Raw genomic sequence first — 20904 nt, 5'->3', positions numbered from 1 at the left:
CTGAACCAGACGCGGACCGTCAGACCAGCAGCGCCCGCGTGCGCGCCACGATCTCGCCCACGTAGTCCTTCGCCGCTTCGAAGCCGATCGCGGCTTGCGGCAGAGTCACGTCGATGCCCAGCGTCTTGCCGCGCGGCAGGGCGTCGACGAATTCGCGCAAGGGCAGTTCGCCCTGCCCCGGGATCAGGCGCGGGCTCTGGGTGTCTTTCTTCCCGTCCCCGAATGCACCGTCGCAGATGCGCACGTGGCCGACCAGCGCCGAGTCCAGCTCGGCGATCTGGCGCACCGAGCCGCCGGTGCGGAAGAAATAGAGCGCATCGATGGTAAGGCTCGCCTTGTCCTCACCGATCTCGCGCACGAGCGTCAGCGCTTCGGGCAGGCTGCGCGTGGTCAGCACCGGCGCGAAGATGATCGAGAGGTCCATGCCCCGATCCCGCGCCATCGTCGCCAGTTCGGCCAGTTGGTCACGCGCACGCTCGCGTTCGAGGCCGTTGTCGTGCGCGCCCAACCGCTTGGCGCCGAGTTCGGCATAGAGGTCGAAATCGGCCGCCCGGGCAGCCGGCGCGACCATGTCAGAGGCCGCCAGCCCTTCGCCCAGCTTGATGCAGATGCCGTTGTCCGCCAGCGCGGCCTTGACCTCGCGCCGCAGCCCCGCGTCCTCGCGCAGCGACCAGGCGGGATAGCCGGATTCACTGCCCGGCACTTGCTCCAGCCCTAGCGAAACGCGCGTGCAGCCCAGTTCCGCGGCGAGCCGGATGTGCTCCACCGGTCCCATTCCGGCAACCGTGCGCGACTCGATACCGAGCGGATGGGGCATGATCGAATCCTCTCGTCCCTGATGGACCGTAACCTGTAACGCGGGCGCCGACGCGGGCTGTACAGCGGCCGGCGATTGCCCCCAATATCGCGCCCGAGACGCCATTGCACGCACGAAAGGCTTTCATGACAGAACCGGACGAAACGCCAGCCGGGATCATCGCCCGCCTCGGGCTGGAACCCCATCCCGAGGGCGGCTGGTACCGTGAGACCTGGCGCGCCGAAGCCGCCGAAGGTGCGCGGCCGACGGCTACCGCGATCCACTTCCTGCTCGAAGCGCACCAGCGCTCGCACTGGCACCGGGTGGATGCGGCAGAATTGTGGTTCTGGCATGCCGGTGCGCCGGTCGCGCTGTCCATCGCGCCCGAAGATTCGGGCCCGGTCACCCGTACCGTGCTGGGCGCGCGGGTGCTGGAGGGCGAGGCGCCGCAAGTGCTGGTGCCGACCGGGCACTGGCAAGCGGCCGAACCGCTCGGCGGCTGGGCGCTGGTGAGCTGCGTGGTCTCTCCGGGCTTCCACTTCGGCGGCTTCGAGCTGGCCTCGCCCGGCTGGTCGCCCAGCTGAGTTAGCCTATCGAGCAGCCGCCGCCCTCGCTCGTCTTGGTGCCGTCGGGCCGATACCATGTCGCGATCGGACCCGCCTTCTCGTCATAGTAGCAGACCGAGGAGACGCGGTTGGTCGCCGCGTCGACATGGACGGCGTAATTGCGCGCACCGCAGTTGTGGAGTTCGCAGCGCGAGGCGGCGATCTCGTCGCCCACGCGCTTTACCGGCCCCACCGGCCCCTTCATCGCGGCAATGGCGGCGGCGGCCTTGGGATCGGTGACGGCAGCAGCCACGCCCGAGACCACCACGGGATCGTCAAAGAAAGCATGAGCGCCGACTTTGTCGAGTGGATAGGTGCCGATATAAACCGACATGTTCGCCTTGGAACGCGCGGCCGAAGTGGCGGCAGGCGCAGCGGCAGGCGTGGCCGCGCCCGTCGCGACGGCCACCGGTTCGACCGTCGCGGCAACAGCGGTCGTGGCCGTGGCCGCCGGTTCCTTGCTTCCGCAACCGGCTGCCAGCAGCAGCATCGCCGCCACCACGCTTGAGTGCCAGCTCAGTTCATATCCCCGGTTCAGGTCGTATCCGTGCAGATCGCGCATCGTCGTCTCCCGTGCGAAAGGATGGCCCGGCCTTAAGCCCCTGCCTCCTTTGGCAAACGTCGCCGATCCCCATCGGCTCCATCCGGGAGCGCGCCCCACGCAAAAGAATATGCCTCCGCGCCGCCGATCCTGTCCAGCCGCACGCGCGGAGCGGCAGGCCGCGCTAGCCCCGGAGGGCAGGCCGCAGGCGCAGCGCCATCATGATGATCAGCGGCCAGAACAGCGTGGCGATGGCATCGCCGATGGTGTCCGGCCAGCGCCATGACCCATGCGCGAGCCGGTCCATATATTCGTTGGCCGCCTCGGCCACCGCCACCACCACGACCGGCCAAGGCGAGCTGAGTTTGCGGCGCATCAGAATCGCGGCGATCAGCCAGATCGTCAGGCCGGCATAAGTATGCGCGAACTTGTCGGGCTGGGGGCATAACGAGACAATCCAATCGATTGCCCGCTCATATTGGTGAACCAGGTCCATGGCGCGGACTTATGCTGCAAGGCACCATCGCGGTCCAGTGCGGACCGTCGCGTCCTGTGCACGGCCGGTGCTCGGCCGGGATTGAGGCCCGCCCCGCCCCCGATTCCGTTCAGACCTTGCGTTGCAGCTTTACCAGCGCGCGGTCGATGGCATCGCGCGCGGCGGCATCAAGATTGCCCGATACCACCCGGTAGACGATCCGCCGCCCTTCCAGCGAATAGGCCACTGTCGCCATGTCGTCATTGAAGCTGGAGAGGTAGAGGGCGGGCTTGCGCTGGATAAGGGCGAGATCGTCCGCCCGGGGAACCAGAGTGTCGCGCAGGAAATACGCGCCCGTCATCGCATCGGGATCGACCGCGCCGGCTGCAGCGGGCAGCGGCTGCTCCAGACTCTGGGCCGGACTCTGGCCCGGCCAGACCAGCGCCAAAGCCGCCAATCCTACGTGAAATGCCGTCAGGAATTGCTTCATGACACCATCCTCTTCCAGTGACGGTGCCGTCATGCGGCCCGCCTTATCCGAACCCCGGACGATAACAGTCGATTAAGCAAACCCCAAGCGCTCAAGAGCCGGTGGGGCGATATCGGGATCCCGCGAAATTCCGCCGAATTTCGCCGTGGAATGCCGCCGCGCTCCATCGGGCCAGACCACTGTCATGACTCGGCCGCCTTTTCGTGCGACACATCGCGGCCCGCGCATCGCGCCGGGCAGCACCGAAAGGACCTCCCCGATGACCACCAATTCCGCTTCCGCCCGCTACGAAGGCCTCGGCAAGGAAGGCAAGGGTTCGATTTCCACGCGTTCGGGCGTGCTTTCCAGCCAGCCTTACGGTTTCGGTACCCGCTTCGAAGGCAAGCCCGGCACAAATCCCGAGGAACTGATCGCCGCTGCCCATGCCGCCTGCTTCACCATGGCCACCAGCTTCGTGCTGGCGCGCGAGGGCTTTGCGGAAGGTACGCTGGACACCCAGTGCACGATCACCCTCGATCAGGCCGACGGCGGTTTCGCGGTGACGAAGTCGGCGCTGGTGCTCAAGGGCGCGATTCCCGGCATCTCGGCGGAAGATTTCGCCCGATTCGCCGAGGAAGCGGAGAAGAACTGCCCGATTTCCAAGCTGCTCGATTGCGAGATCACGCTGGAAAAGTCGCTCGAAGGCTGACGCGATGGCGTGCGGGGGGCTGCCCCAGAGCATTTTCAAGTCAGGTGGGATCACCTGACGACTCGGAAAATGCGGCAAACAAAGAATAAACAGAGCATGATCCGAAGGGATCATGCTCTGGCGGCCTCCCTCACACTTCGGGGGCGCTTACGGGGTGGGATCGACCTGAACGCCCTTGATGGCCTTGTCTTCCGGCCATCCGCTCTCGGCGCCTGCGGTGGCTCCGCCGATCTGGAACTGCCGGTCCTCGATGATTCCCGATTCGGCCGCCGAGCGTGACGGTTCGCCGGGCTTGGTGATCTTGGCCGGATGCTGGTCGCTCCACGCGCAGCCCTTGCGGACTTCGTCTCCCACGCGCAGCAGAGCGTTGAACGGATAGCGCCGGTCCGACATGCCATCGCTGCACGGCCCGGGCTCGATCGCGATCGTGTATTCCTTGCCCAGTAGCGTGCCGCTGAACGAAACCCCGCCCCGCCCGGCGAAGCGGGCCACGGAAACCTGATCGCCGCCCGGCCGTTCGGGCGTACGATATGTGAGGAGGTTGTTGCGAATCTCTGCATTCCAGAACGGCTCGGTGCCCACCACGCGAATCCGCTCGGCAACGGCAATACCGCTCCATGGCTTGTGATCGTCGCGGTCGCCCGGAACGCCGTGTCCGGCATCGTTGCTGCCATGACAGGCAGCGAGTAGCAGGCAGCCCAGCGTAGCCGCCGGGAGGCTGGTTTTGATGCGGCGCGGCATGCAAGTCACGGAACCCATTGGCATCCTGAGAGCGTAACCGGGGTCAGCCACCGCCGCAAGAAGGAACGATTGCAGCCTCTGCACGCTGTCCGGAATAGCCAAAACCCGGGGGACGTTGGCCTCGCAAGCCGCAATTTTTTCTCCGGCCGGACGCTTTTCGCCCGATGTTGCCTAAGCGCATAACTTGTCGGAGTTTTTCCACTATGTTGCGTTTTCCTCAACACAGGTAGCATCTATTGCCATTGCGAAAAAGGGGCCTCCCATCCATGTTGCACTGCAACAAGAGGTTGGATGCCCCTTAGGCGATCTCCTTCCTCACCAGTTAGGGATTTTGCCATGTTCAAGACGATCTTTGCCGGTGGCGCTGCCATCGCCGCTGTTGCCCTGGGTGCCGTTTCCGCTCACGCCGAAGACGCCCGCGACTTCCAGCACGACGGCGTGCACTACAACTACACCACTGCCCAGAAGGGCAACGTGACCGTGATCCAGGGCACCGCTTCGGGCCAGGTTCCGTTCCGCCTCTACGTGAGCGGCAACCGCGTGACCGGCACCTACAACTCGCGCAATGTCGATTTCCGTCTGGCCGATGCGCGCAACGCGCTCGCCGGCGCTGCCGACAAGAGCAACTGATTTCGCGGCGGCCGGGCTTTGGCCCGGTCGCGGTGAATGAAACGAAAAGGGCGCCGCCCCGGCCGGGGCGGCGCCCTTTTCGTGCGCGCAGCTCGGGACGGCGCCCTCCCCCCCTAACGGAAATGCGGCATCAATGCCGCTTGCCCAGGATCGCCGCGTGGCTGACAAGGCGGACCTCAAGGTCTCCGCCCGGCTCGATCCCGTGCTGCGCGCAAAGCCGGTCGCGCAGCGCCTCGATGGCCTCTTCATCGCTGCCTTCGGGCAGCGGGTAGCGGGCGATCACCACGCCGTCCGCCGCGTCCACCACGCTGAAGTGGCTCGACATGCAGGAGGCGGCCAGCGCGTCGAGATCCAGACCCTCGGCCAGATTCCAGACTTTGCCCTCTCGCGATCGGATCTGCTTGCGGCAATGGCGGCAGGTGCAGAGGATCGATCCGTCCTCCTCGCGCTCGCGGCGGCCGTCGGGCTGATGCACACCCCGGTACCAACAGGGTGTCATCGCAAAGGAATCGCGCCGCGTGTACATCTGCTAAAATAGCCTCATGGGTATGGCTTAACCGTCTCATAATCCTGATTGCCGGATCGTTACCGGCACCCTCCGGGGAAATACGCAGATGCGCGTTTCGCCGTTCACCGCCCTCCGTTCACCGACCGGACAGGGCAGACTGTCTAGGCGGCGCGCGGGAAGCGGCGGAATCATACGGGACGTGAGTGACGATGGGTGCGGGTAAGTGGATGGTTCTCCTGCTGGTGGCAGGCACGGGTGCGGGCTTCGTCGCGGGCGGCATGGCGGCCGGCGGCATGCGGCAACTGACCGCGCGGTTCGCCCCGCACGACAATGCGGCACCGCAGGGCTACGTGGCGTTCAACGCCGGTCCCGACAGGTCACGCAGCGACGGCGCGATGGCGGAGCGCCATGTCTATAACGATCAGGAAGGCTATCCGCTCGAAGGCAACGACGGCGACGAATACGCCTATGCGCCCCAGCCGGACGGTCCCGCCTTCCGCGCGGCCCCTGCTCCCGGCCAGATCGTGATCCTGCGCGGAGACGGTTGGCAAGGTCCGGACTGGCAGAGCGACGACGGATCGGACGATAGCAATTATGCGCAGGCCGCGCCGCGTGGGCGGGCCTATGCGCCTGCCCCTCAATATGCCCCTCAATATGCGCCCGACCGGCAGATGCGTGCGCCCGCGCCCGCCGGACCGCCGGTTCAGGATGCCGCTTCGGCCGCCGCCGCCCGCGCCCGCGCCGCGGCCGACGACGTGACCGCCGCCGAGCACGGCACCAGTTAAGCCAGCGTCAGGAAGATCTCGGCCTCGATCACCCACTCGCCGCCGAGTTCGCGCCACTTGGCGGTATAGCGGCCCGAGGCGAGCGTCGTTCCAGCGCCGTCGAGGCCCTGCCAGCAGCCATGCTCCATGGCGATGGGCTCGACCGGCGATATCTCCAGCCGCTCCGGCGTGCGCACATAGACCATGCGACCGGCGGCGGCGAATTCGCGGCGCCAGACTTTCACTTGCCCCATGCGTCCGGCGATCACCGCGCTGTCGGTGCCGGTCACCATCACGCAGTCGCGCGCGAGGATCGAGCCGATCGCGGCGGCATCGCCCTCGGCAATGGCGCGGTTGAACGCGGCGCGGCGCGCGCGGATCGCGAGTTCGCCGGAAGCGCTCATGGAACCGCTCATGGATGGGCCGGATTCGCCGCCTGCGCGCCCACCACGGTGTTCCAGCGGCGCACGGTCCAGCGCTGCACCAGCCCCTCGGTCACATAGGGATCGGCGGCGGCGAATGCCTCGGCCGCTTCCGGCCCCTCACCCGCGAACAGCAGCATGGCGGTATCGACCGGATCCTCGACAGCGCCGCCCAGCAGCAGTTCGCCGCGCTCGGCGGCGGCCCACGCCAGCGCCAGATGCGCGTCGCGAAATTCGGGGCGCCGGTCGAGATAGTCGGCGGCGAGGTGATAGGTGAGCAGATAGTGAGCCATGCGCGCCCTTCTGCCACCGGCCGCTGCGCAGTTCCAGCGCCACGGAATCCGGGCGTTCCAAGGCATCCCCAGGAAATCGGAGCGCGCCCCGTTAACCTCGGGTTACAAAACCCGCGTCCATGGGGTAGAGAGCGCTCGGACCGCCCGGTCCACATAAGGGATCTGCACCTAGAAAATGGCCAAGAATACCGGCCGGAGCCGCTCGTCCGGCGGGCCCTCCTCCTCGAATCCGAAAGAATCGTCGTTCTTCGGTCGCCTCGTGCGGCGCGTGCTCGTGTGGGGGGGAGCGCTGACGTTGCTGGCCGCCATCGGCATCGGCACCGCCGTTGCCGTGACGATGAGCCAATTGCCCGCTTTCGACGCTCTCAAGAGCAGCCAGAACGGCCAGATGATCGTCGTGCGCGCGCGCGATGGCAGCGAACTGGTCTCGCTCGGGCCGAGCTATGGCAAGTGGCTGTCCTATAACGAGATTCCACCCGTCATGCGCGGCGCCATGGTTTCGGTTGAGGACCGCCGCTTCCGCGATCACGTCGGTGTCGACGCGCTCGGCCTTGTCCGCGCGGTCTATGTCTCGCTGACCACCGGCGGCCGCGCCAAGGCGACCTCCACGATCACCCAGCAGCTCGCGCGCAACGTGTTCCTGAACAACAGCCGCTCGATGGGCCGCAAGGTTCGCGAAGCGGTGCTGGCGCTGGCGCTGGAGCGCAAGTTCACCAAGGACCAGATCCTCGAACTCTACCTCAACAAGGTCTATTTCGGCGGCGGCGCCTATGGCATCGACGCGGCCAGCCGCAAGTTCTTCGGCCACCCGGCTACCGAACTCTCGACCGCAGAGGCCGCGATCATCGCCGGTCTGGTGAAGGCGCCTTCGAACTATTCGCCCACGGCGGACCTCGATGCGGCCAAGGGCCGCGGCGAAGTGGTGCTGGGCCTGATGGTCAAGAACGGCGCGATCACGCAGGAAGAGGCCGACATCGCCGACATCGCCGATGTCGCCGTGAACCACGAAAAGGGCCAGAACTCGGTCCGCTACTTCACCGACTGGGCCCTCCCCCAGCTCGACACGCTGCTGCCCGATACCAACGAGCCGATCGAGGTCTGGACCACGCTCGACCCGAAGATGCAGCAGGCCGCGACCAGCTCGATCGCCGCCAATGCGCCGCAGGGCGCACAGGGCGCGCTGGTCAGCCTTGACCGCGACGGCGCCGTTCTGGCCATGGTCGGCGGCACCGATTACGTGAATTCGAACTATAACCGCGCCACCAATGCCGTGCGCCAGCCCGGCTCTGCGTGGAAGCTGTTCGTCTACCTTTCCGCGCTGGAAGCCGGCTACACGCCCGACGACCGGGTGATGGACGAACCCGTCACCATCGACGGATGGAGCCCGCAGAACGACGGCCGCAACTTCGCCGGCCAGATCGACGTGCGCACCGCCTTCGCCTATTCGAAGAACACCGTGGCCGCGCAGCTCGGCAACGAAGTGGGCTTCGGCACGGTCGCCTCGATGGCGCGCCGCTTCGGCATCAGCACGCCGATCAACACCAAGCCCGCGATGGTGCTTGGCACGTCGGAAGTGCGCGTGATCGACATGACGCGCGCCTTCGCGGCGATCTCGGCAGGCGGCACCTCGGTCGAGCCTTATGGCATCGTCAAGGTCACCACCACGTCGGGCCAGGTGCTCTACGAGCACAAGTCGGTGCGCGGTCAGGTCCTCGTACCGCCGAACGTCGCTGCCGGCATTACCGACCTGCTGCAGACCACCGTCGCCACCGGCACCGGCCGCGCCGCGCAGATCGGCCGTCCGGTCGCGGGCAAGACCGGCACCACCAGCTCGAATAAGGACGGCTGGTTCCTCGGCTTCTCCAGCGGCATCACCACCGGCGTATGGATGGGCCGCGACGATGCCCACCCGGTTCCCGGCCTCTCCGGCGGCCACGCCCCGGCGCGTGCCTTTGCCGACTATATGAAGGTCGCCGTCGCCGGCCGCCCGGTCGAACAGTTCCAGACCGAGGTCAAGCTGCCCGAATGGCAGCTGGAACCCGACGACGAGGCCCTGCAGGGCAGCCCGGACGACTACTACTATGTCGACGAGAACGGCAACGTGGTGCATCCCGGCGCGAACGATCAGGGCGATGGCCAGCCGCGCTACGAAGACGGCACCGTCGGCCCCGGCCCCGGTCCGGGCACGCCGCAGATGCCGGACTACGGCCCCGGCGGCGCTGCCGCTCCGGGAGCGGCGCCGGGCTCGCCGCCCGAGCGCGCGCCGCGCGCACCGGGGGGCGGCGCTCCTCCGGCCGCCAACGATGACTTCCTCAGCCGCGCCACCGGCCGCCCCGCGCCGGATGACAGCGCACGCGGCGGACAGGGATCCGGCGCCGCGCGGCCCAGCGCGACCCGAACACCCTCGCCGGTGCGCACACCGGGCGTCTGAGGCCGATCGATACGAGAAAGGGACCGGATTTCCGGTCCCTTTTTTGTTTGGGGGTGAGGCTGAATACCCCCCGCCCTTCTTGCGAAACAAAACCGCGTCGTCCCCGAGCAGGCGGGGGCGACGAGGTGCTATTGGTCCACCGTATCTACCGCATCGCGGCCATGGGGCGTGCCTGTTTCAGCCCTGCCCCCGCAACACCCCAAACCTCAGCCCTCATCCTCGGGCTTGAAGTCCAGCGAGGCGCTGTTGATGCAGTAGCGCAGGCCCGAGGGCCCGGGACCATCCGGGAACATGTGACCAAGGTGGCCTTCGCACTTGGCGCAGCGCACTTCGGTACGGACCATGCCGTGCGACACGTCCCGGTGCTCGTCGACCGCCTCGGCGCTGACGGGCGCAGTATAGCTCGGCCAGCCCGAGCCCGAATTGTACTTGGTTTCCGACGAGAACAGCGGCGCCCCGCAGCCGGCGCAGAAGTACATGCCCTCTGCCTTGTTGCTTTCGTATTTGCCGGTGAAGGCGCGCTCGGTCCCGGACTGGCGCAGCACCTGGTACTGCTCCGGGCTCAGCTTTTCGCGCCATTGTTCTTCGGTGAGATGGATCTTGTCGGTCATCGGCTTCTCCTTGCGCCCGGATATGGGAGAAGCGGCGGCCGCTTTCCAGTATCCCTTCCTGTCTTGGAGCGGTTTACAGCGTCGCGTAGAGCGCCAGCATCCGCTGCCACGCCTTGTCCGCAGCGTCCGGGTCCCACGAGGGGGAATCGGGCACGCACCAGCCATGGTCGGCGGGATAGACTTCCACTTCGGCAGGGCGGTTCGCGGCTTCGGCGGCCTGTTTCAGGTCGGTCTTCTGGTTGGGCTGGCTGGCATCGTCGTTGCGGGCGATGGCGAAGAGGAACGAGGCCTGCGTCTTGGCGATCAGGCGGTGCGGGCTGTCGGGATCGGCGGTGACCAGCCCGGCGCCGTGGAGCGAGGCGGCCGCGCGCACGTGGTCCGGCTCGGCAGCGGCGGCGCGCACAGTAAAGGGGCCGCCCATGCAATAGCCGTTGCTGCCGATACCGCGTTTGGTGTCGACCGCCGGATCGCCCAGCAGGAAGGCGACATAGGCCCGCGCGTCCCGGGTGATCGCCTCGGGCTTGAGCGCGGCGCGCAGCGGGGCGACCTTGGCCTGCCCCTCCGGCGTGCGGTAGTCCGAGAAGCTCTCGAACGTCGGGGCCGGTCCGCCGCGATAATAGGGATTCACGCATAGCACCGCGTAGCCCTCTGCCGCGAGCGTGCGGGCCATGATCTTCATCGCCTCGCGCAGGCCGGCAATGTCGGGCCACATGATGATCCCGGGATGCGCGCCCTTGCCGGGATGGACGAAGAAAGCGTCGGCCACACCGTCGGTGGTGGTGATCGAAACCATCTTCTCCTTGACGCCGCTGCCGCCGGTCTTAGGCAGGATGCTGCCCCCCGTGCACCCGGCCAGCGCGGCGCTGGCGCCCAGCGCGGCAAACGTGCGGCGGTCGAGCCCGCGGCGTTTCAGGTTCTCGTCTTCGGCCAGAGCGGTGAAGTCGTCACACATCGAACGGATGCTCCATAGTTACCCGGCCGCAGTTGTTTTCGGGATGGAATTCAGGCTAGCGACCATCATGACGCATGGCGAGTCCCCTCCTTCACGAAAGGCACGGAATCGATGGACGACCCCAAGGACATCGCCTGCTGGCAGCGCATCGACGCGCGCCTCACCACATCCGGCAAGCTGGTCGAGGGTGATCCCGGCCGGTTGGCCGCGCTGGGCGTGCGGCGGGTGATCAACCTTGCGCTGGCCGACCATCCCGATGCCCTGCCCGGTGAGCCGGCCGAGCTGGCGGCGGCCGGGATCGATTACGTGCACATTCCGGTCCCCTTCGACGCGCCGGGCGAGAGTCACTTCGCTGCTTTCGAAGCCGCGATGGCGGCGGCGGGCGAGGCGCCGGTGCACGTTCACTGCATCTTCAACTGGCGGGTTTCCGCCTTTCTCTATCGCTGGAACCGCGCGCGGGGCATGCCAGAAACCGAGGCCCGCGACCTGATGCGCGTCCAGTGGGAGCCGGAGACGAATTCCCACAAGGACGCGCCCATCTGGGCACGCTTCATCGCCGGGGATTAAGCGGCGATTCCCGGAGTACAGTGAGACCTCCCTCTCTCCCTCTCCGCACCCACTCCGCTCATCCTGAGCCTGTCGAAGGATGGAGGCCTCGCGCCCCGCTCGCAGGGGCTTCGACAAGCTCAGCCTGAGCGGGTGGGGAGGATGACGGAGTAGAGTTGGCCGTCGGCGGGCGCGCCAACTTGGGACCAACGCAGGAACGCCACTCGCATGCTGGGTGGATGCCGCGTTCGCCAAGTCCCCGGATGCTGGCAGCAGAACCCGCCAGCCGCCTAGGCAGCGCCGGGGAAATTCAGTTCGATATTCACGGCGTTGGGATCGACCAGGAAAATCTGCGCCAGACCCAGCGAGGGATGCTCCATCGCCCGGTGCGGCACGCCCATCTCCTCTATCCGCGCGCGCATTTCGGCAAAGCCGGTGCAGCGCAGCGCCACGTGATGGAGCGCATTGGTCGGCAGGCCGGGAACATAGCCGTCGTAGCGTTCCCGGGCCGTGGTGCGGTCGACAAGGTGGACGATGGCATTGCCCGCCGAATCGCGCATCCAGTAACCGGCGATATGCGAGGCCACGGTCGAGTTGGGGCTGCGCGTCAGGCCCAGCAGGTCCTCGTAGAACCGCGCGGTGCCTTCAAGGTCCTCGGTCAGGACGTTGACGTGATCGATACCGCTGACCTGCATTGCAACCTCACCTATCCTCTGAACACCACCGTGCGTGCGCCATTGAGCAGGACGCGATCTTCAAGGTGGAGCCGCACGGCCTCTGCCAGCACGCGCCGTTCGATGTCACGGCCCTTGCGCACCATGTCCTCGGGCGTGTCGGCGTGAGTCACCGCTTCCACATCCTGATGGATGATCGGCCCTTCGTCGAGGTCTGCCGTGACATAATGCGCCGTGGCGCCGATCATCTTCACCCCGCGCGCATGCGCCTGATGATAGGGCTTGGCGCCCTTGAAGCCCGGCAGGAACGAGTGATGGATGTTGATGCAGCGGCCCGAGAGGAACGCCGCCATCTCGTCCGAGAGGATCTGCATATAGCGCGCCAGCACCACCAGCTCGGCGCGCGTCTCGTCCACCAGCGCGCGGATCTGCGCTTCCTGCGCGGCCTTGGCATCCTTGGTGACCGGCAAATAGTGGAACGGCAGGTCGCCGATCATCGCCGAATCGATCGCCTCGCGCGGGTGGTTGGAGACGATGCCCACCACGTCCATCGGCAATTCGCCGATGCGCAGGCGGTAGAGCAGGTCGGCCAGGCAGTGGTCGAACTTGCTGACCATCAGCAGCACGCGGCGCGGCCGGTCGCGACGAGTCATCGACCAGGCCATGCCGTATTCGTGCGCGATGGGGCCGAAGCCCTCGCGCACTTCCTCGCGATCGGCCGAACCGGGATCGAAGGCCACCCGCATGAAGAACTTGTCTTCATCCAGGTCGTTGAACTGCTGCGCCTCGATGATGTTGCCCCCCGCTTGCGCGAGGTAGCCGGTCACCCGGGCAACGATGCCCGGGCGATCGGCGCAGGACAGCGCGAGGATCAGCGGTTCTGCCATGGGTCGATCCTCAGGCCGCAGCGCGGTTGGAAAGCGCGGTCTCGGATTCGACCATGAGCGCGGCGATGATGTCCGTCACCGGCTCTTCCTTGCTGACCATGCCGACCGACTGGCCCGCCATGATCGAGCCGTTCTCGACATCGCCGTCGATCACCGCGCGGCGCAGGGCACCGGCCCAGAAGTGCTCGATCTTGAGCTGGGCCTCACCCATGTCGACCTCACCGGCGTCCAGCAGGCGCGCCACTTCGATCTGCTTGGCGGTGAATTCCTCGGTGCCCTTGTTCTTCAGCGCGCGCACCGGGATCACCGGGAGGCGCGGATCGACCTGTACCGACGCCACGGCATCGCGGGCCGAAGCGCGGAAGAAGGCCTTCTTGAAGTCCGGATGCGCGATCGATTCGGTGGCACAGGCAAAACGGGTGCCGAGCTGTACGCCCGCCGCGCCCATTTCGAGATAGCCGGCCATCGCCTCGCCCCGGCCGATACCGCCCGCCACGAAGACGAGGTTATCGCCGGCCAGCGCGGGCAGGATTTCCTGCGCGAGGACCGAAGTCGAGACCGGGCCGATGTGGCCGCCGGCTTCCATGCCCTCGATCACCAGCGCGTCCGCACCGGAGCGCAGCAGCTTCTTGCCCAGCGCCAGCGTCGGCGCGAAACAGATCACCTTGGCGCCCGATGCCTTGATCGCTTCCACGCTGCCCTTGGGCGGAATGCCGCCCGCAAGCACGACATGGCTGACCTTGTGCGCCGCGCAGACCTCGATCAGGTCGAACAGCTGCGGGTGCATGGTGATGAGGTTGACACCGAAGGGCTTGTCGGTCAGGGCGCGCGTGGCCGCGATCTCCTTGTCGAGAAGATCCGGGTTCATCGCCCCGCAGGCGATCACGCCGAAACCGCCGGCATTGCTGATCGCCGAAACCAGATTGCGTTCGGACACCCAGGACATGGCGCCGCACAGGATCGCATATTCGCTGCCGAGAAATTCGCATCCCCGCGCCATCAGCGCAGAGGTCTTATTGGTGGCGGCCATCGAAGCTCCCATAGCCCGCATTCATGAACGAACGAGCGCCATAGGGTGCGGAAACGCGCGGCACAAGCCGCGCCTTTGCGAACCTTCCGCCATCACGCCCTTCCCCAACCTCCCTTGAACGATCCAACCACCGGACCCTTGCACGGTATGACCAATGCCCCCCGTGGCGCCCTGCGCCAGCCTTCCATTCTCTTCCTCCTCGCCCTGGTAGTGATCGCGGGCGTCGCGCTCGCCGTCACTGTGGTCGCGCGGCCGCATGTCGCCGCGACCGGCATGACGGCCACGCCGCGTTTCGCCAGCCTTGCCGATGCCGACCGCAAGGCCTTGCTCGACATCGAGATCATGGCAAGCAACGTCGCCGCCCGCCTCGACGGCACCAGCGAGGATCGCCAGCTTGCCTTCGTGCAGCTCGGCGTGCTCTCCGCCTCGGTCCACACGCTGGACGCGGGCGTACCCGTCAGCCTGCGCCGCCATATGGCAGAGCAGGTCAGGCTGGCGCACGAAGCCGTCAAGCAGGGCCAAACCGATGCGGCAGCGAGCACCCTGCGCGAACTCAGCAGCCATCTCGCATCAGGCCGGGCAGTTTAGGAATTTTCGCGAGGCTTGATCTCGTCGCCCGGGGGTGAGACCCATGGGCGATGGATGTCCGCAGTCTCTACCAAGCCAAGCTGACCACGGCCGACATGGCGGTGCAGGCGCTCGAAAGCGACAGCGACCTTGCCATGGGCATGGCCGTGGGCGAGCCGCCCGCGCTGCTGGCTGCCATCGCCCGCCGGGCCGAGGCGGGCACGCTGCGCGACCTCAGGGTCTGGTACCTGCTCTCGCAAGTCCATGCCGGATCCACCATCCTGCGGCGCGACCTGCTGGGCAAGATTCGTCCGCAGTGCCTGTTCATGAGCGGGGTCGAACGCGCGCTGATAAAGGCCGACCCGGCTGCCGAGGCGCTGATCGACTTCGTACCATGCGCCTTTTCCGGGTCCGCGCGCCTGCTGCGGGACGAGATCGAACTCGACGCCTGCGTGCTCACGGTCTCGCCGATGGATGCGGACGGCTATTTCAGCTTCGGCGCGGCGAACGACTATACATCGGTTGCCGCGCATTGCGCCCGGATCGTGATCGTCGAGGTCAACCCGGCGATGCCGCGCGTCACCTGCCCGCGTCCGCTCCACATCTCCGAAGTCTCGGCCATCGTCGAGAACCACGTCCCCCTGCTCTGCTTTGGTGAGGCGGCGGGATCGCCGGAGGACGAGGCGATTGCCGCCTCCATTGCCGAGCTGATCGACGACGGCGCCTGCCTGCAAATGGGCATCGGCAACCTGCCCGCCGCGGTCTGCCGCCGCATCGGTAACCGCCGCGATCTTGGCATCCATACCGAACTGCTGACGCCCGCGATGGCCGGGCTGGCCCAGTCCGGAGTCGTCACCAACCGCCTCAAGACCACGCAGCCGGGCCTTACCGTCTATTCCTTCGCGATGGGGGACGAGCCGTTCTACCGCTGGATGGACGGCAATCCCGAGGTCTATTCGATGCCGGTGGACGTGGTGAACGCCCCCGCCGTGATCGCGCTGAACGACAAGGTGGTCTCGGTCAATGCGACGATCCAGGTGGACTTGCAGGGCGCCTGCAATTCCGAATTCATGGGCGGGCGGCAGTTCTCCGCCGCCGGTGGCCAGCTGGATTTCGTGCGCGGGGCCTATGGTTCGAAGGGCGGCGTTTCAGTGATCGCCTGCCGCTCGACCGCGCTGGGCGGCACGGTCAGCCGCATCGTGCCCAAACTGGACGGGCCGGTGACGACGCCGCGCAACGATGTGCACTGGATCGTCACCGAGCACGGCGCTGCCAACTTGCGCGGCAAGTCCCTGCGCGAGCGGGCTGAGCTGCTGATCGGGCTGGCGGATCCGAAGTTCCGGGACGAGCTGGCGAAAGCGCTCTAACCTTATCGCTGCAAAGCAGACTTAGCCTCAAAACAGTCTTAGTCTAAAACACCCCGTCGCCCCCGCGAAGGCGGGGGCCCCGCTTTCTGGTTTCACGCGGAGACGCGGAGACGCAGAGAGGCCGTGCAGCAGTCCACCGTTCTCTCTGCGTCTCTGCGTGCTGAAAGAAGAACAAGCGGGGTCCCCGCCTTCGCGGGGACGACGGGGTGGTTTTGGCTATCCTTGCGCTTAAATCGCCGCTTGGATCTAAATCGCCATCGCCCCGAGCCGCTCGACCCAATCCGCATGGCGCTGCTTGAGTTCCCGCCCCAGCCCAAGGCCGAGTTCTTCGACATCCAGAACTTCCAGCACCTCGAACGCAAAGGCGTCCGCTCCGTGCGCGTTCCATGCCTCCTGCAACGTACGCTGCGGTGTCGTGCCCTGTCGCAGCGTGAACGACAGCCGGTTCCAGATCGTCGCAAGATCCGGCGCGCGGCCGACCCAGGCCTCTCCGCTCGCCGTGCAGCGCAAGGCGTAGATGCCCGGATCGACTTTGCGTTCGCGATATTCGGCAATGGCGGCCTTGCGGTCCTGACGTTCCATGGTTCGATTCCCTATTGTATTTTCACCCGGATAAATTGACTCGCACGCAAATTCAATTTACCCGGGCAAAAATATTGTCAGGACCCACGATGACCCAGACCTGCACCGCCTTCATCGGCACCACCCGCGCCGCACGCGGCACGCCCGCCGAACTGATCGCCGCCCTGCGCGGCCGCGAGCAAGGCGTGCTCGTGTTCGACGACGCCACCGGCCGCCCGGTCGATCTCGACTGGCGCGGCGTCGCCACTCCTGCCCCCGAGGAGAGCGAAGCGCCGCGCCGTCGCGGCCGCCCGAAGCTGGGCGTCGTCGCCCGCGAAGTGACGCTGTTGCCCCGGCAGTGGGACTGGCTGTCCCAGCAGCCCGGCGGCGCCTCGCAGGCACTGCGCCGCCTCGTCGACGAGGCCCGCAAGGTCGACCACGGCCGCACCGCGCGGCGCATGGCGCACGAGCGCGCCTACCGCGTCATGTCCGCGCTCGGCGGCGACTTGCCGGGGTTCGAGGAAGCCAGCCGCCTGCTCTTCGCGGACAGGCTGGAGGATTTCGCCAAGGCCCTCGCTTCATGGCCCGGCGATTTACGTGATCACGTGCTCGAACTGGCCCAGCCCTCACTGGAAGACTGATACGAAAAAGGCGGCGCTCACCGCGCCGCCTTTCTCTAATTCACACTATTCCGACCGCTCACCCTGAGCTTGTCGAAGGGTCAGGCCGCAGCGTCGAGCCCGTAAGCCGTGTGCAGCACGCGCACCGCCAGTTCGGTCTCGTCGGTGTCGATCAGGACCGAAACCTTGATCTCGCTGGTCGAGATGGCGATGATGTTGATCCCGCGATCGGCCAGCGTCTTGAACATGGTGGAGGCAACACCGGCATGGCTGCGCATGCCGACGCCGACGACGCTGATCTTCGCCACGCTGCTGTCGGCGATCATGCGGTAATAGCCGATGGCTTCCTTGCGCTCTTCCAGCAGCGCCTGCGCGCGGACGAGGTCGGCCTGCGGCACCGTGAAGGTGACGTCGGTCTCGCCCTTATCCTTGGCGACATTCTGGATAATCATGTCGACATTGATGTTCGATTCCGCAAGCGGCGCGAAGATCGCGGCCACGGCGCCCGGACGGTCGGGCACGCGGGTAAGGGTAACCTTGGCTTCGTTCTTGTCAGCGGCGATGCCGGTGATCAGCTGGCGTTCCATGTCGCTTCCTTCAAGTTCTTCGTCGCTGACGATCATCGTTCCGGGGAGGGTGTCGGCCGCAGGGGCATTCTCGTCAATGAACGAGGACAGCACCTGAACGCGCACGTTCTCCTTCATCGCGAGGGAGACCGAGCGGGTCTGCAACACCTTCGAGCCGACCGAGGCCAGTTCGAGCATTTCTTCGTAAGTCACCAACGGCAGCTTGCGTGCCTTGGCAACGATGCGCGGGTCGGTGGTGTAGACGCCGTCGACGTCGGTGTAGATGTCGCAGCGGTCGGCCTTGACCGCCGCCGCCACGGCCACCGCCGAGGTGTCCGAACCGCCACGGCCCAGCGTGGTGATGCGGCCATCGGGCGAAACGCCCTGGAAGCCCGGAATCACCGCGATTTCACCGGCAGCCATCGAGGCCAGCAGGGCGTCCGAATCGAAGTCTTCGATACGGGCCTTGGCGTGGGCGTCGTCGGTCTTGATCGGCAACTGCCAGCCGAGCCACGAGCGCGCCTTGCAGCCCATCGCCTGAAGCGTCAGCGCCAGCAGCCCCGACGTGACCTGCTCGCCTGCGGCCACGACCACGTCGTATTCCGCCGGATCGTAAAGCGCATTGGCCTCGCGGCAGAAGTTCACGAGACGGTCGGTCTCGCCGGCCATCGCCGAGACGACGACCGCCACTTCATGGCCCGCTTCCTGCTGGCGTTTGACGATACCCGCCACGCGCCGGATTCGCTCGGTGCCGGCCATCGACGTGCCGCCGAATTTCATCACGATGCGTGCCAAGGTCTGGTTGCTCCCCATCAGGATTGTGCGCATGACGGATGCGCGTGTGGATAACGGTCGGGCGCGCTGTTAGGGGGGAGTCATGGACAATGCAACTGCTTCGAACACGCCTTCCGGCGCAACAATCGATCCGAAGGAAGCGGCGCACTTCGGCGCCATGGCCGCCGAGTGGTGGGATCCGAAGGGCTCCTCGGCCATGCTCCACCAGCTCAACCCGGTGCGCCTGGGCTTCATTCGCGCCGCGATCGACGCGCATTTCGGCGCCGATTCGCGCGCGTTGAAGCCCCTTTCCGGCAAGCGCGCACTCGATGCCGGCTGCGGTGCCGGGCTGCTCTGCGAACCGCTCGCCCGCCTTGGCGCTGCAGTGACGGGCGTGGATGCGGCGGCGGAGAACATCGCTGCGGCAAGCGCCCATGCCGAGGCGATGGGCCTGCCGATCGATTACAAGCACGGGGAACTGGGCGCGCTGGGCCTCTCCGGCTACGACCTCGTCTGCTCGCTGGAAGTGATCGAGCATGTGACCGACAAGGCGCTGTTCATCGGCCAGCTTGCGGATGCGCTGGCGGACGATGGTCTGATGCTGCTCTCCTGCCCCAACCGCACCGCCGCCTCGCGCCTGCTGTTAGTCGAGGCGGCCGAGCGGCTCGGCAAAGTTCCGCGCGGCACCCACGACTGGAGCCAGTTCGCGACGCCCGAGGAACTGCGTGCGCTTGTTGAAGGCGCGGGTCTGGTGATGGGCGAGCCGAAGGGCATCGCCTGGTCGCCGACGCGCGGGCTGCACCTGTCGGACGACCTCTCGCTGAACTTTATCGTGACGGCGCGGAAGGGCTGAGATTCAATTCCTCCCCTGCAAGGGGAGGGGAACCGCCCGAAGGGTGGTGGAGGGGTATAACGCTCTCGCCGTGGCGCGCCATCGAGAGGCTGATACCCCTCCGTCAGCGCTCCGCGCTGCCACCTCCCCTTGCAGGGGAGGATCTGGAGCCCGCGCTCTAAGCTCTTCCATCCTCTGCAACCATCCCGTCGTCCCCCGCGAAGGCGGGGACCCCGCTTGTTCTTGCGGCGGGGCGAAAAGGAAGCGGGGCCCCCGCCTTCGCGGGGGCGACGGGACTGCTGTTAGGACTGCTTCGGTTGGGACTACTTCGGTTAGGACTGCTTCGGTTAGGGCTTCTCCGGTTAGGCCTTCTGCATTTACGGCCCTACGCTGCAGGGAGCCCCGCGATAGCCGCCCGCACTTGCGCCTCACGCTCCTCCCACGAACCGCCGATCCGCGTGAACGAGACTCCCGCCCGCACCAGCATCTCCTCGGCCAACCCGGCAAAGCGCGCCCGCGCCTCGTCGGTGCCGAAGAACCGCGTACCATCGTCCCGCCACGGCACATCGGGCGAGAACAGCAGATAGTGATCCGCCTTCGGATAGTTCATCAACACCTCCGGCACCTCGCCGAACAGCATCTCGGCCCAGGCGGCGGTCATGAGCTGATCGGTATCCAGCACCAGCAGCGGCGGACGCGCGGCCATGGCCAGCCGGTTCTCGTCCGCCTGCCCCTCGGCAATGGCGATCAGGTCGGCCATCGTCAGGTCGGTCCCGCGCTCCTCGCAGTACGTGCGGCCATACTCGGGCACCCACGGATGGCCGAGCCGCGCGGCGAGTACCGACTTGCCCGTGCTTTCCGCCCCGTGCAGGCAGACCGTGATCATGCGATGGCTGCTGCGGCTTCCCGCTCGCGCTCACGCGCGTTCTGGGCCTTCTCGGCAGCGATCCATTCGCGCAGGCCAAGCACCGACATCGTGAGCATGACCAGATAGAGCACCACCGTCGGCCAGAGATCCTTGTAGACGTAGACCCCGATCGACCCCAGATCGATGGCGATCCACAGCACCCAGTTCTCGATCCGGCGATAGGCCAGCAGGACCTGCGCGGCGATCGAGGCCCCGGCGATGGCGGCATCGGCATAAGGCAGCGAGGCATCGGTGAACTTGTGCATGACCCAGCCGAGGTTGAGCGTCAGCGCCACTGTCGCCACCAGCCAGAGCATGCGGCTGAACACGTCGAGCCGCCGCACCGGCACCCGCGTCTCACCCCCGCCCGCGCGCACCCAGAGCACCCAGCCCCAGACCTGCGCGGCCAGGAAGAACACTTGCAGCCCCGCCTCGCCGTAGAGCTTGGCCTCGAAGAACACGAAGAAGTAGAGCGCCACCATGGCGATGCCGAACGGGAAGTTCCACACGCTGCGCCGCACCAGCAGCGCGATGTTGGCAAGCCCCAGCCCTGCCGCAATCCATTCGACCGTGTTCATCGTCGCCCCTTCAATCGTCCCTTCAATGTGCAGTCCGGCCTCCGCTCA

General features: G+C 66.7%; 27 protein-coding genes. 10 read left to right on the top strand and 17 right to left on the bottom strand.

Annotation, left to right across the window (positions count from 1 at the left end):
• Positions 1-19: 19 nt before the first annotated feature.
• A complete protein-coding gene (locus AC1VVM_RS05995; RefSeq protein ID WP_482956111.1) occupies positions 20-817 on the bottom strand; it encodes a sugar phosphate isomerase/epimerase family protein in 798 nt (265 codons plus the stop codon).
• Between the two features lie 125 nt (positions 818-942).
• On the opposite strand from AC1VVM_RS05995, the gene AC1VVM_RS05990 reads away from it, so the two are divergent.
• Positions 943-1380 (top strand): cupin domain-containing protein, encoded by a 438-nt coding sequence (locus tag AC1VVM_RS05990; protein ID WP_482903145.1) that lies wholly within the window; start codon positions 943-945, stop codon positions 1378-1380.
• 1 nt (position 1381) lies between these two features.
• On the opposite strand, the gene AC1VVM_RS05985 is transcribed toward AC1VVM_RS05990, so the two are convergent.
• The 3 genes from AC1VVM_RS05985 to AC1VVM_RS05975 all read right to left on the bottom strand — a co-directional run bounded on the left by AC1VVM_RS05985 (position 1382) and on the right by AC1VVM_RS05975 (position 2940).
• Positions 1382-1963 (bottom strand): hypothetical protein, encoded by a 582-nt coding sequence (locus AC1VVM_RS05985; protein ID WP_482956110.1) that lies wholly within the window; start codon positions 1961-1963, stop codon positions 1382-1384.
• A gap of 163 nt (positions 1964-2126) precedes the next feature.
• On the bottom strand, positions 2127-2438 hold the full coding sequence (locus AC1VVM_RS05980; protein WP_132388421.1) for a hypothetical protein: 312 nt from the start codon (positions 2436-2438) through the stop codon (positions 2127-2129).
• Positions 2439-2547: 109 nt separating this feature from the next.
• On the bottom strand, positions 2548-2940 hold the full coding sequence (locus AC1VVM_RS05975) for a hypothetical protein (RefSeq protein ID WP_482903143.1): 393 nt from the start codon (positions 2938-2940) through the stop codon (positions 2548-2550).
• Between the two features lie 226 nt (positions 2941-3166).
• Between AC1VVM_RS05975 and AC1VVM_RS05970 the strand changes: the two genes are divergently transcribed.
• Complete coding sequence (locus AC1VVM_RS05970) at positions 3167-3595, top strand: OsmC family protein (protein ID WP_132388417.1); 429 nt, start codon at positions 3167-3169, stop codon at positions 3593-3595.
• Between the two features lie 147 nt (positions 3596-3742).
• On the opposite strand, the gene AC1VVM_RS05965 is transcribed toward AC1VVM_RS05970, so the two are convergent.
• Positions 3743-4336: a COG3650 family protein gene (locus AC1VVM_RS05965; protein ID WP_482956109.1), complete on the bottom strand. Its 594-nt coding sequence runs from the start codon at positions 4334-4336 to the stop codon at positions 3743-3745.
• A 336-nt stretch (positions 4337-4672) separates the two neighbouring features.
• Here AC1VVM_RS05965 and AC1VVM_RS05960 point away from each other — a divergent pair, with 336 nt between their 5' ends.
• Positions 4673-4966: a hypothetical protein gene (locus AC1VVM_RS05960; protein WP_132388415.1), complete on the top strand. Its 294-nt coding sequence runs from the start codon at positions 4673-4675 to the stop codon at positions 4964-4966.
• Between the two features lie 130 nt (positions 4967-5096).
• On the opposite strand, the gene AC1VVM_RS05955 is transcribed toward AC1VVM_RS05960, so the two are convergent.
• On the bottom strand, positions 5097-5441 hold the full coding sequence (locus AC1VVM_RS05955; RefSeq protein WP_243652592.1) for a hypothetical protein: 345 nt from the start codon (positions 5439-5441) through the stop codon (positions 5097-5099).
• Between the two features lie 236 nt (positions 5442-5677).
• Between AC1VVM_RS05955 and AC1VVM_RS05950 the strand changes: the two genes are divergently transcribed.
• A complete protein-coding gene (locus AC1VVM_RS05950; protein WP_482903140.1) occupies positions 5678-6259 on the top strand; it encodes a hypothetical protein in 582 nt (193 codons plus the stop codon).
• Here the strand turns inward: AC1VVM_RS05950 and AC1VVM_RS05945 are convergent.
• Together AC1VVM_RS05945 and AC1VVM_RS05940 are read right to left on the bottom strand one after the other, a co-directional pair.
• Positions 6256-6642, bottom strand: coding sequence for a nuclear transport factor 2 family protein (locus AC1VVM_RS05945; protein ID WP_482956108.1), 387 nt, complete (start codon positions 6640-6642; stop codon positions 6256-6258). The genes AC1VVM_RS05950 and AC1VVM_RS05945 overlap by 4 nt on opposite strands.
• A gap of 8 nt (positions 6643-6650) precedes the next feature.
• On the bottom strand, positions 6651-6953 hold the full coding sequence (locus tag AC1VVM_RS05940) for a YciI-like protein (RefSeq protein WP_482903138.1): 303 nt from the start codon (positions 6951-6953) through the stop codon (positions 6651-6653).
• A gap of 175 nt (positions 6954-7128) precedes the next feature.
• Between AC1VVM_RS05940 and AC1VVM_RS05935 the strand changes: the two genes are divergently transcribed.
• A complete protein-coding gene (locus tag AC1VVM_RS05935; protein WP_482956107.1) occupies positions 7129-9384 on the top strand; it encodes a transglycosylase domain-containing protein in 2256 nt (751 codons plus the stop codon).
• Between the two features lie 206 nt (positions 9385-9590).
• Here AC1VVM_RS05935 and msrB read toward each other — a convergent pair whose 3' ends face one another.
• A complete protein-coding gene (gene msrB / locus AC1VVM_RS05930) occupies positions 9591-9995 on the bottom strand; it encodes a peptide-methionine (R)-S-oxide reductase MsrB (RefSeq protein WP_482903137.1) in 405 nt (134 codons plus the stop codon).
• A 73-nt stretch (positions 9996-10068) separates the two neighbouring features.
• Positions 10069-10947, bottom strand: a complete 879-nt coding sequence (locus AC1VVM_RS05925) for a dienelactone hydrolase family protein (protein ID WP_482903136.1) — start codon at positions 10945-10947, stop codon at positions 10069-10071.
• 111 nt (positions 10948-11058) lie between these two features.
• On the opposite strand from AC1VVM_RS05925, the gene AC1VVM_RS05920 reads away from it, so the two are divergent.
• The gene (locus tag AC1VVM_RS05920; protein WP_482956106.1) at positions 11059-11514 is read left to right on the top strand and encodes a beta-lactamase hydrolase domain-containing protein; all 456 of its coding nucleotides are present in this window, start codon (positions 11059-11061) and stop codon (positions 11512-11514) included.
• 269 nt (positions 11515-11783) lie between these two features.
• On the opposite strand, the gene AC1VVM_RS05915 is transcribed toward AC1VVM_RS05920, so the two are convergent.
• Genes AC1VVM_RS05915 through AC1VVM_RS05905 form a run of 3 tightly spaced genes read right to left on the bottom strand, consistent with a single transcriptional unit; the run spans position 11784 to position 14084 of the window.
• A complete protein-coding gene (locus tag AC1VVM_RS05915) occupies positions 11784-12188 on the bottom strand; it encodes a VOC family protein (RefSeq protein ID WP_132388398.1) in 405 nt (134 codons plus the stop codon).
• An 11-nt stretch (positions 12189-12199) separates the two neighbouring features.
• Entirely contained in the window at positions 12200-13054 is an 855-nt protein-coding gene (gene purU, locus AC1VVM_RS05910) for a formyltetrahydrofolate deformylase (protein WP_482956105.1), read from the bottom strand.
• 10 nt (positions 13055-13064) lie between these two features.
• Positions 13065-14084 carry an NAD(P)H-dependent flavin oxidoreductase gene (locus AC1VVM_RS05905; protein WP_482956104.1) on the bottom strand — a complete coding sequence of 340 codons (1020 nt, stop codon included), beginning with the start codon at positions 14082-14084 and terminating at the stop codon, positions 13065-13067.
• A 147-nt stretch (positions 14085-14231) separates the two neighbouring features.
• Here AC1VVM_RS05905 and AC1VVM_RS05900 point away from each other — a divergent pair, with 147 nt between their 5' ends.
• Positions 14232-14672 (top strand): hypothetical protein, encoded by a 441-nt coding sequence (locus AC1VVM_RS05900; RefSeq protein WP_482956103.1) that lies wholly within the window; start codon positions 14232-14234, stop codon positions 14670-14672.
• 50 nt (positions 14673-14722) lie between these two features.
• Complete coding sequence (locus tag AC1VVM_RS05895) at positions 14723-16018, top strand: acetyl-CoA hydrolase/transferase family protein (protein WP_482956102.1); 1296 nt, start codon at positions 14723-14725, stop codon at positions 16016-16018.
• Between the two features lie 246 nt (positions 16019-16264).
• Here AC1VVM_RS05895 and AC1VVM_RS05890 read toward each other — a convergent pair whose 3' ends face one another.
• On the bottom strand, positions 16265-16600 hold the full coding sequence (locus AC1VVM_RS05890; protein ID WP_482956101.1) for a GIY-YIG nuclease family protein: 336 nt from the start codon (positions 16598-16600) through the stop codon (positions 16265-16267).
• A gap of 89 nt (positions 16601-16689) precedes the next feature.
• On the opposite strand from AC1VVM_RS05890, the gene AC1VVM_RS05885 reads away from it, so the two are divergent.
• A complete protein-coding gene (locus AC1VVM_RS05885) occupies positions 16690-17220 on the top strand; it encodes a DUF2239 family protein (protein ID WP_482956100.1) in 531 nt (176 codons plus the stop codon).
• 80 nt (positions 17221-17300) lie between these two features.
• Here the strand turns inward: AC1VVM_RS05885 and AC1VVM_RS05880 are convergent, their stop codons facing one another.
• Positions 17301-18560: an aspartate kinase gene (locus tag AC1VVM_RS05880; RefSeq protein WP_132388629.1), complete on the bottom strand. Its 1260-nt coding sequence runs from the start codon at positions 18558-18560 to the stop codon at positions 17301-17303.
• Between the two features lie 82 nt (positions 18561-18642).
• On the opposite strand from AC1VVM_RS05880, the gene ubiG reads away from it, so the two are divergent.
• Positions 18643-19392 carry a bifunctional 2-polyprenyl-6-hydroxyphenol methylase/3-demethylubiquinol 3-O-methyltransferase UbiG gene (gene ubiG, locus AC1VVM_RS05875; protein ID WP_482956099.1) on the top strand — a complete coding sequence of 250 codons (750 nt, stop codon included), beginning with the start codon at positions 18643-18645 and terminating at the stop codon, positions 19390-19392.
• A 364-nt stretch (positions 19393-19756) separates the two neighbouring features.
• Here ubiG and AC1VVM_RS05870 read toward each other — a convergent pair whose 3' ends face one another.
• Positions 19757-20257 (bottom strand): AAA family ATPase, encoded by a 501-nt coding sequence (locus tag AC1VVM_RS05870; protein WP_482956098.1) that lies wholly within the window; start codon positions 20255-20257, stop codon positions 19757-19759.
• Positions 20254-20856, bottom strand: coding sequence for a nicotinamide riboside transporter PnuC (gene pnuC / locus AC1VVM_RS05865; protein ID WP_132388380.1), 603 nt, complete (start codon positions 20854-20856; stop codon positions 20254-20256). Before pnuC ends, AC1VVM_RS05870 begins: the two co-directional genes overlap by 4 nt.
• Positions 20857-20904 lie beyond the last annotated feature (48 nt).

It is taken from the genome of Novosphingobium sp. BL-S-33, from assembly GCF_056857025.1.
Note: the sequence above shows the minus strand (reverse complement) of the source record. Positions and strands in the feature narration are given on the sequence as shown.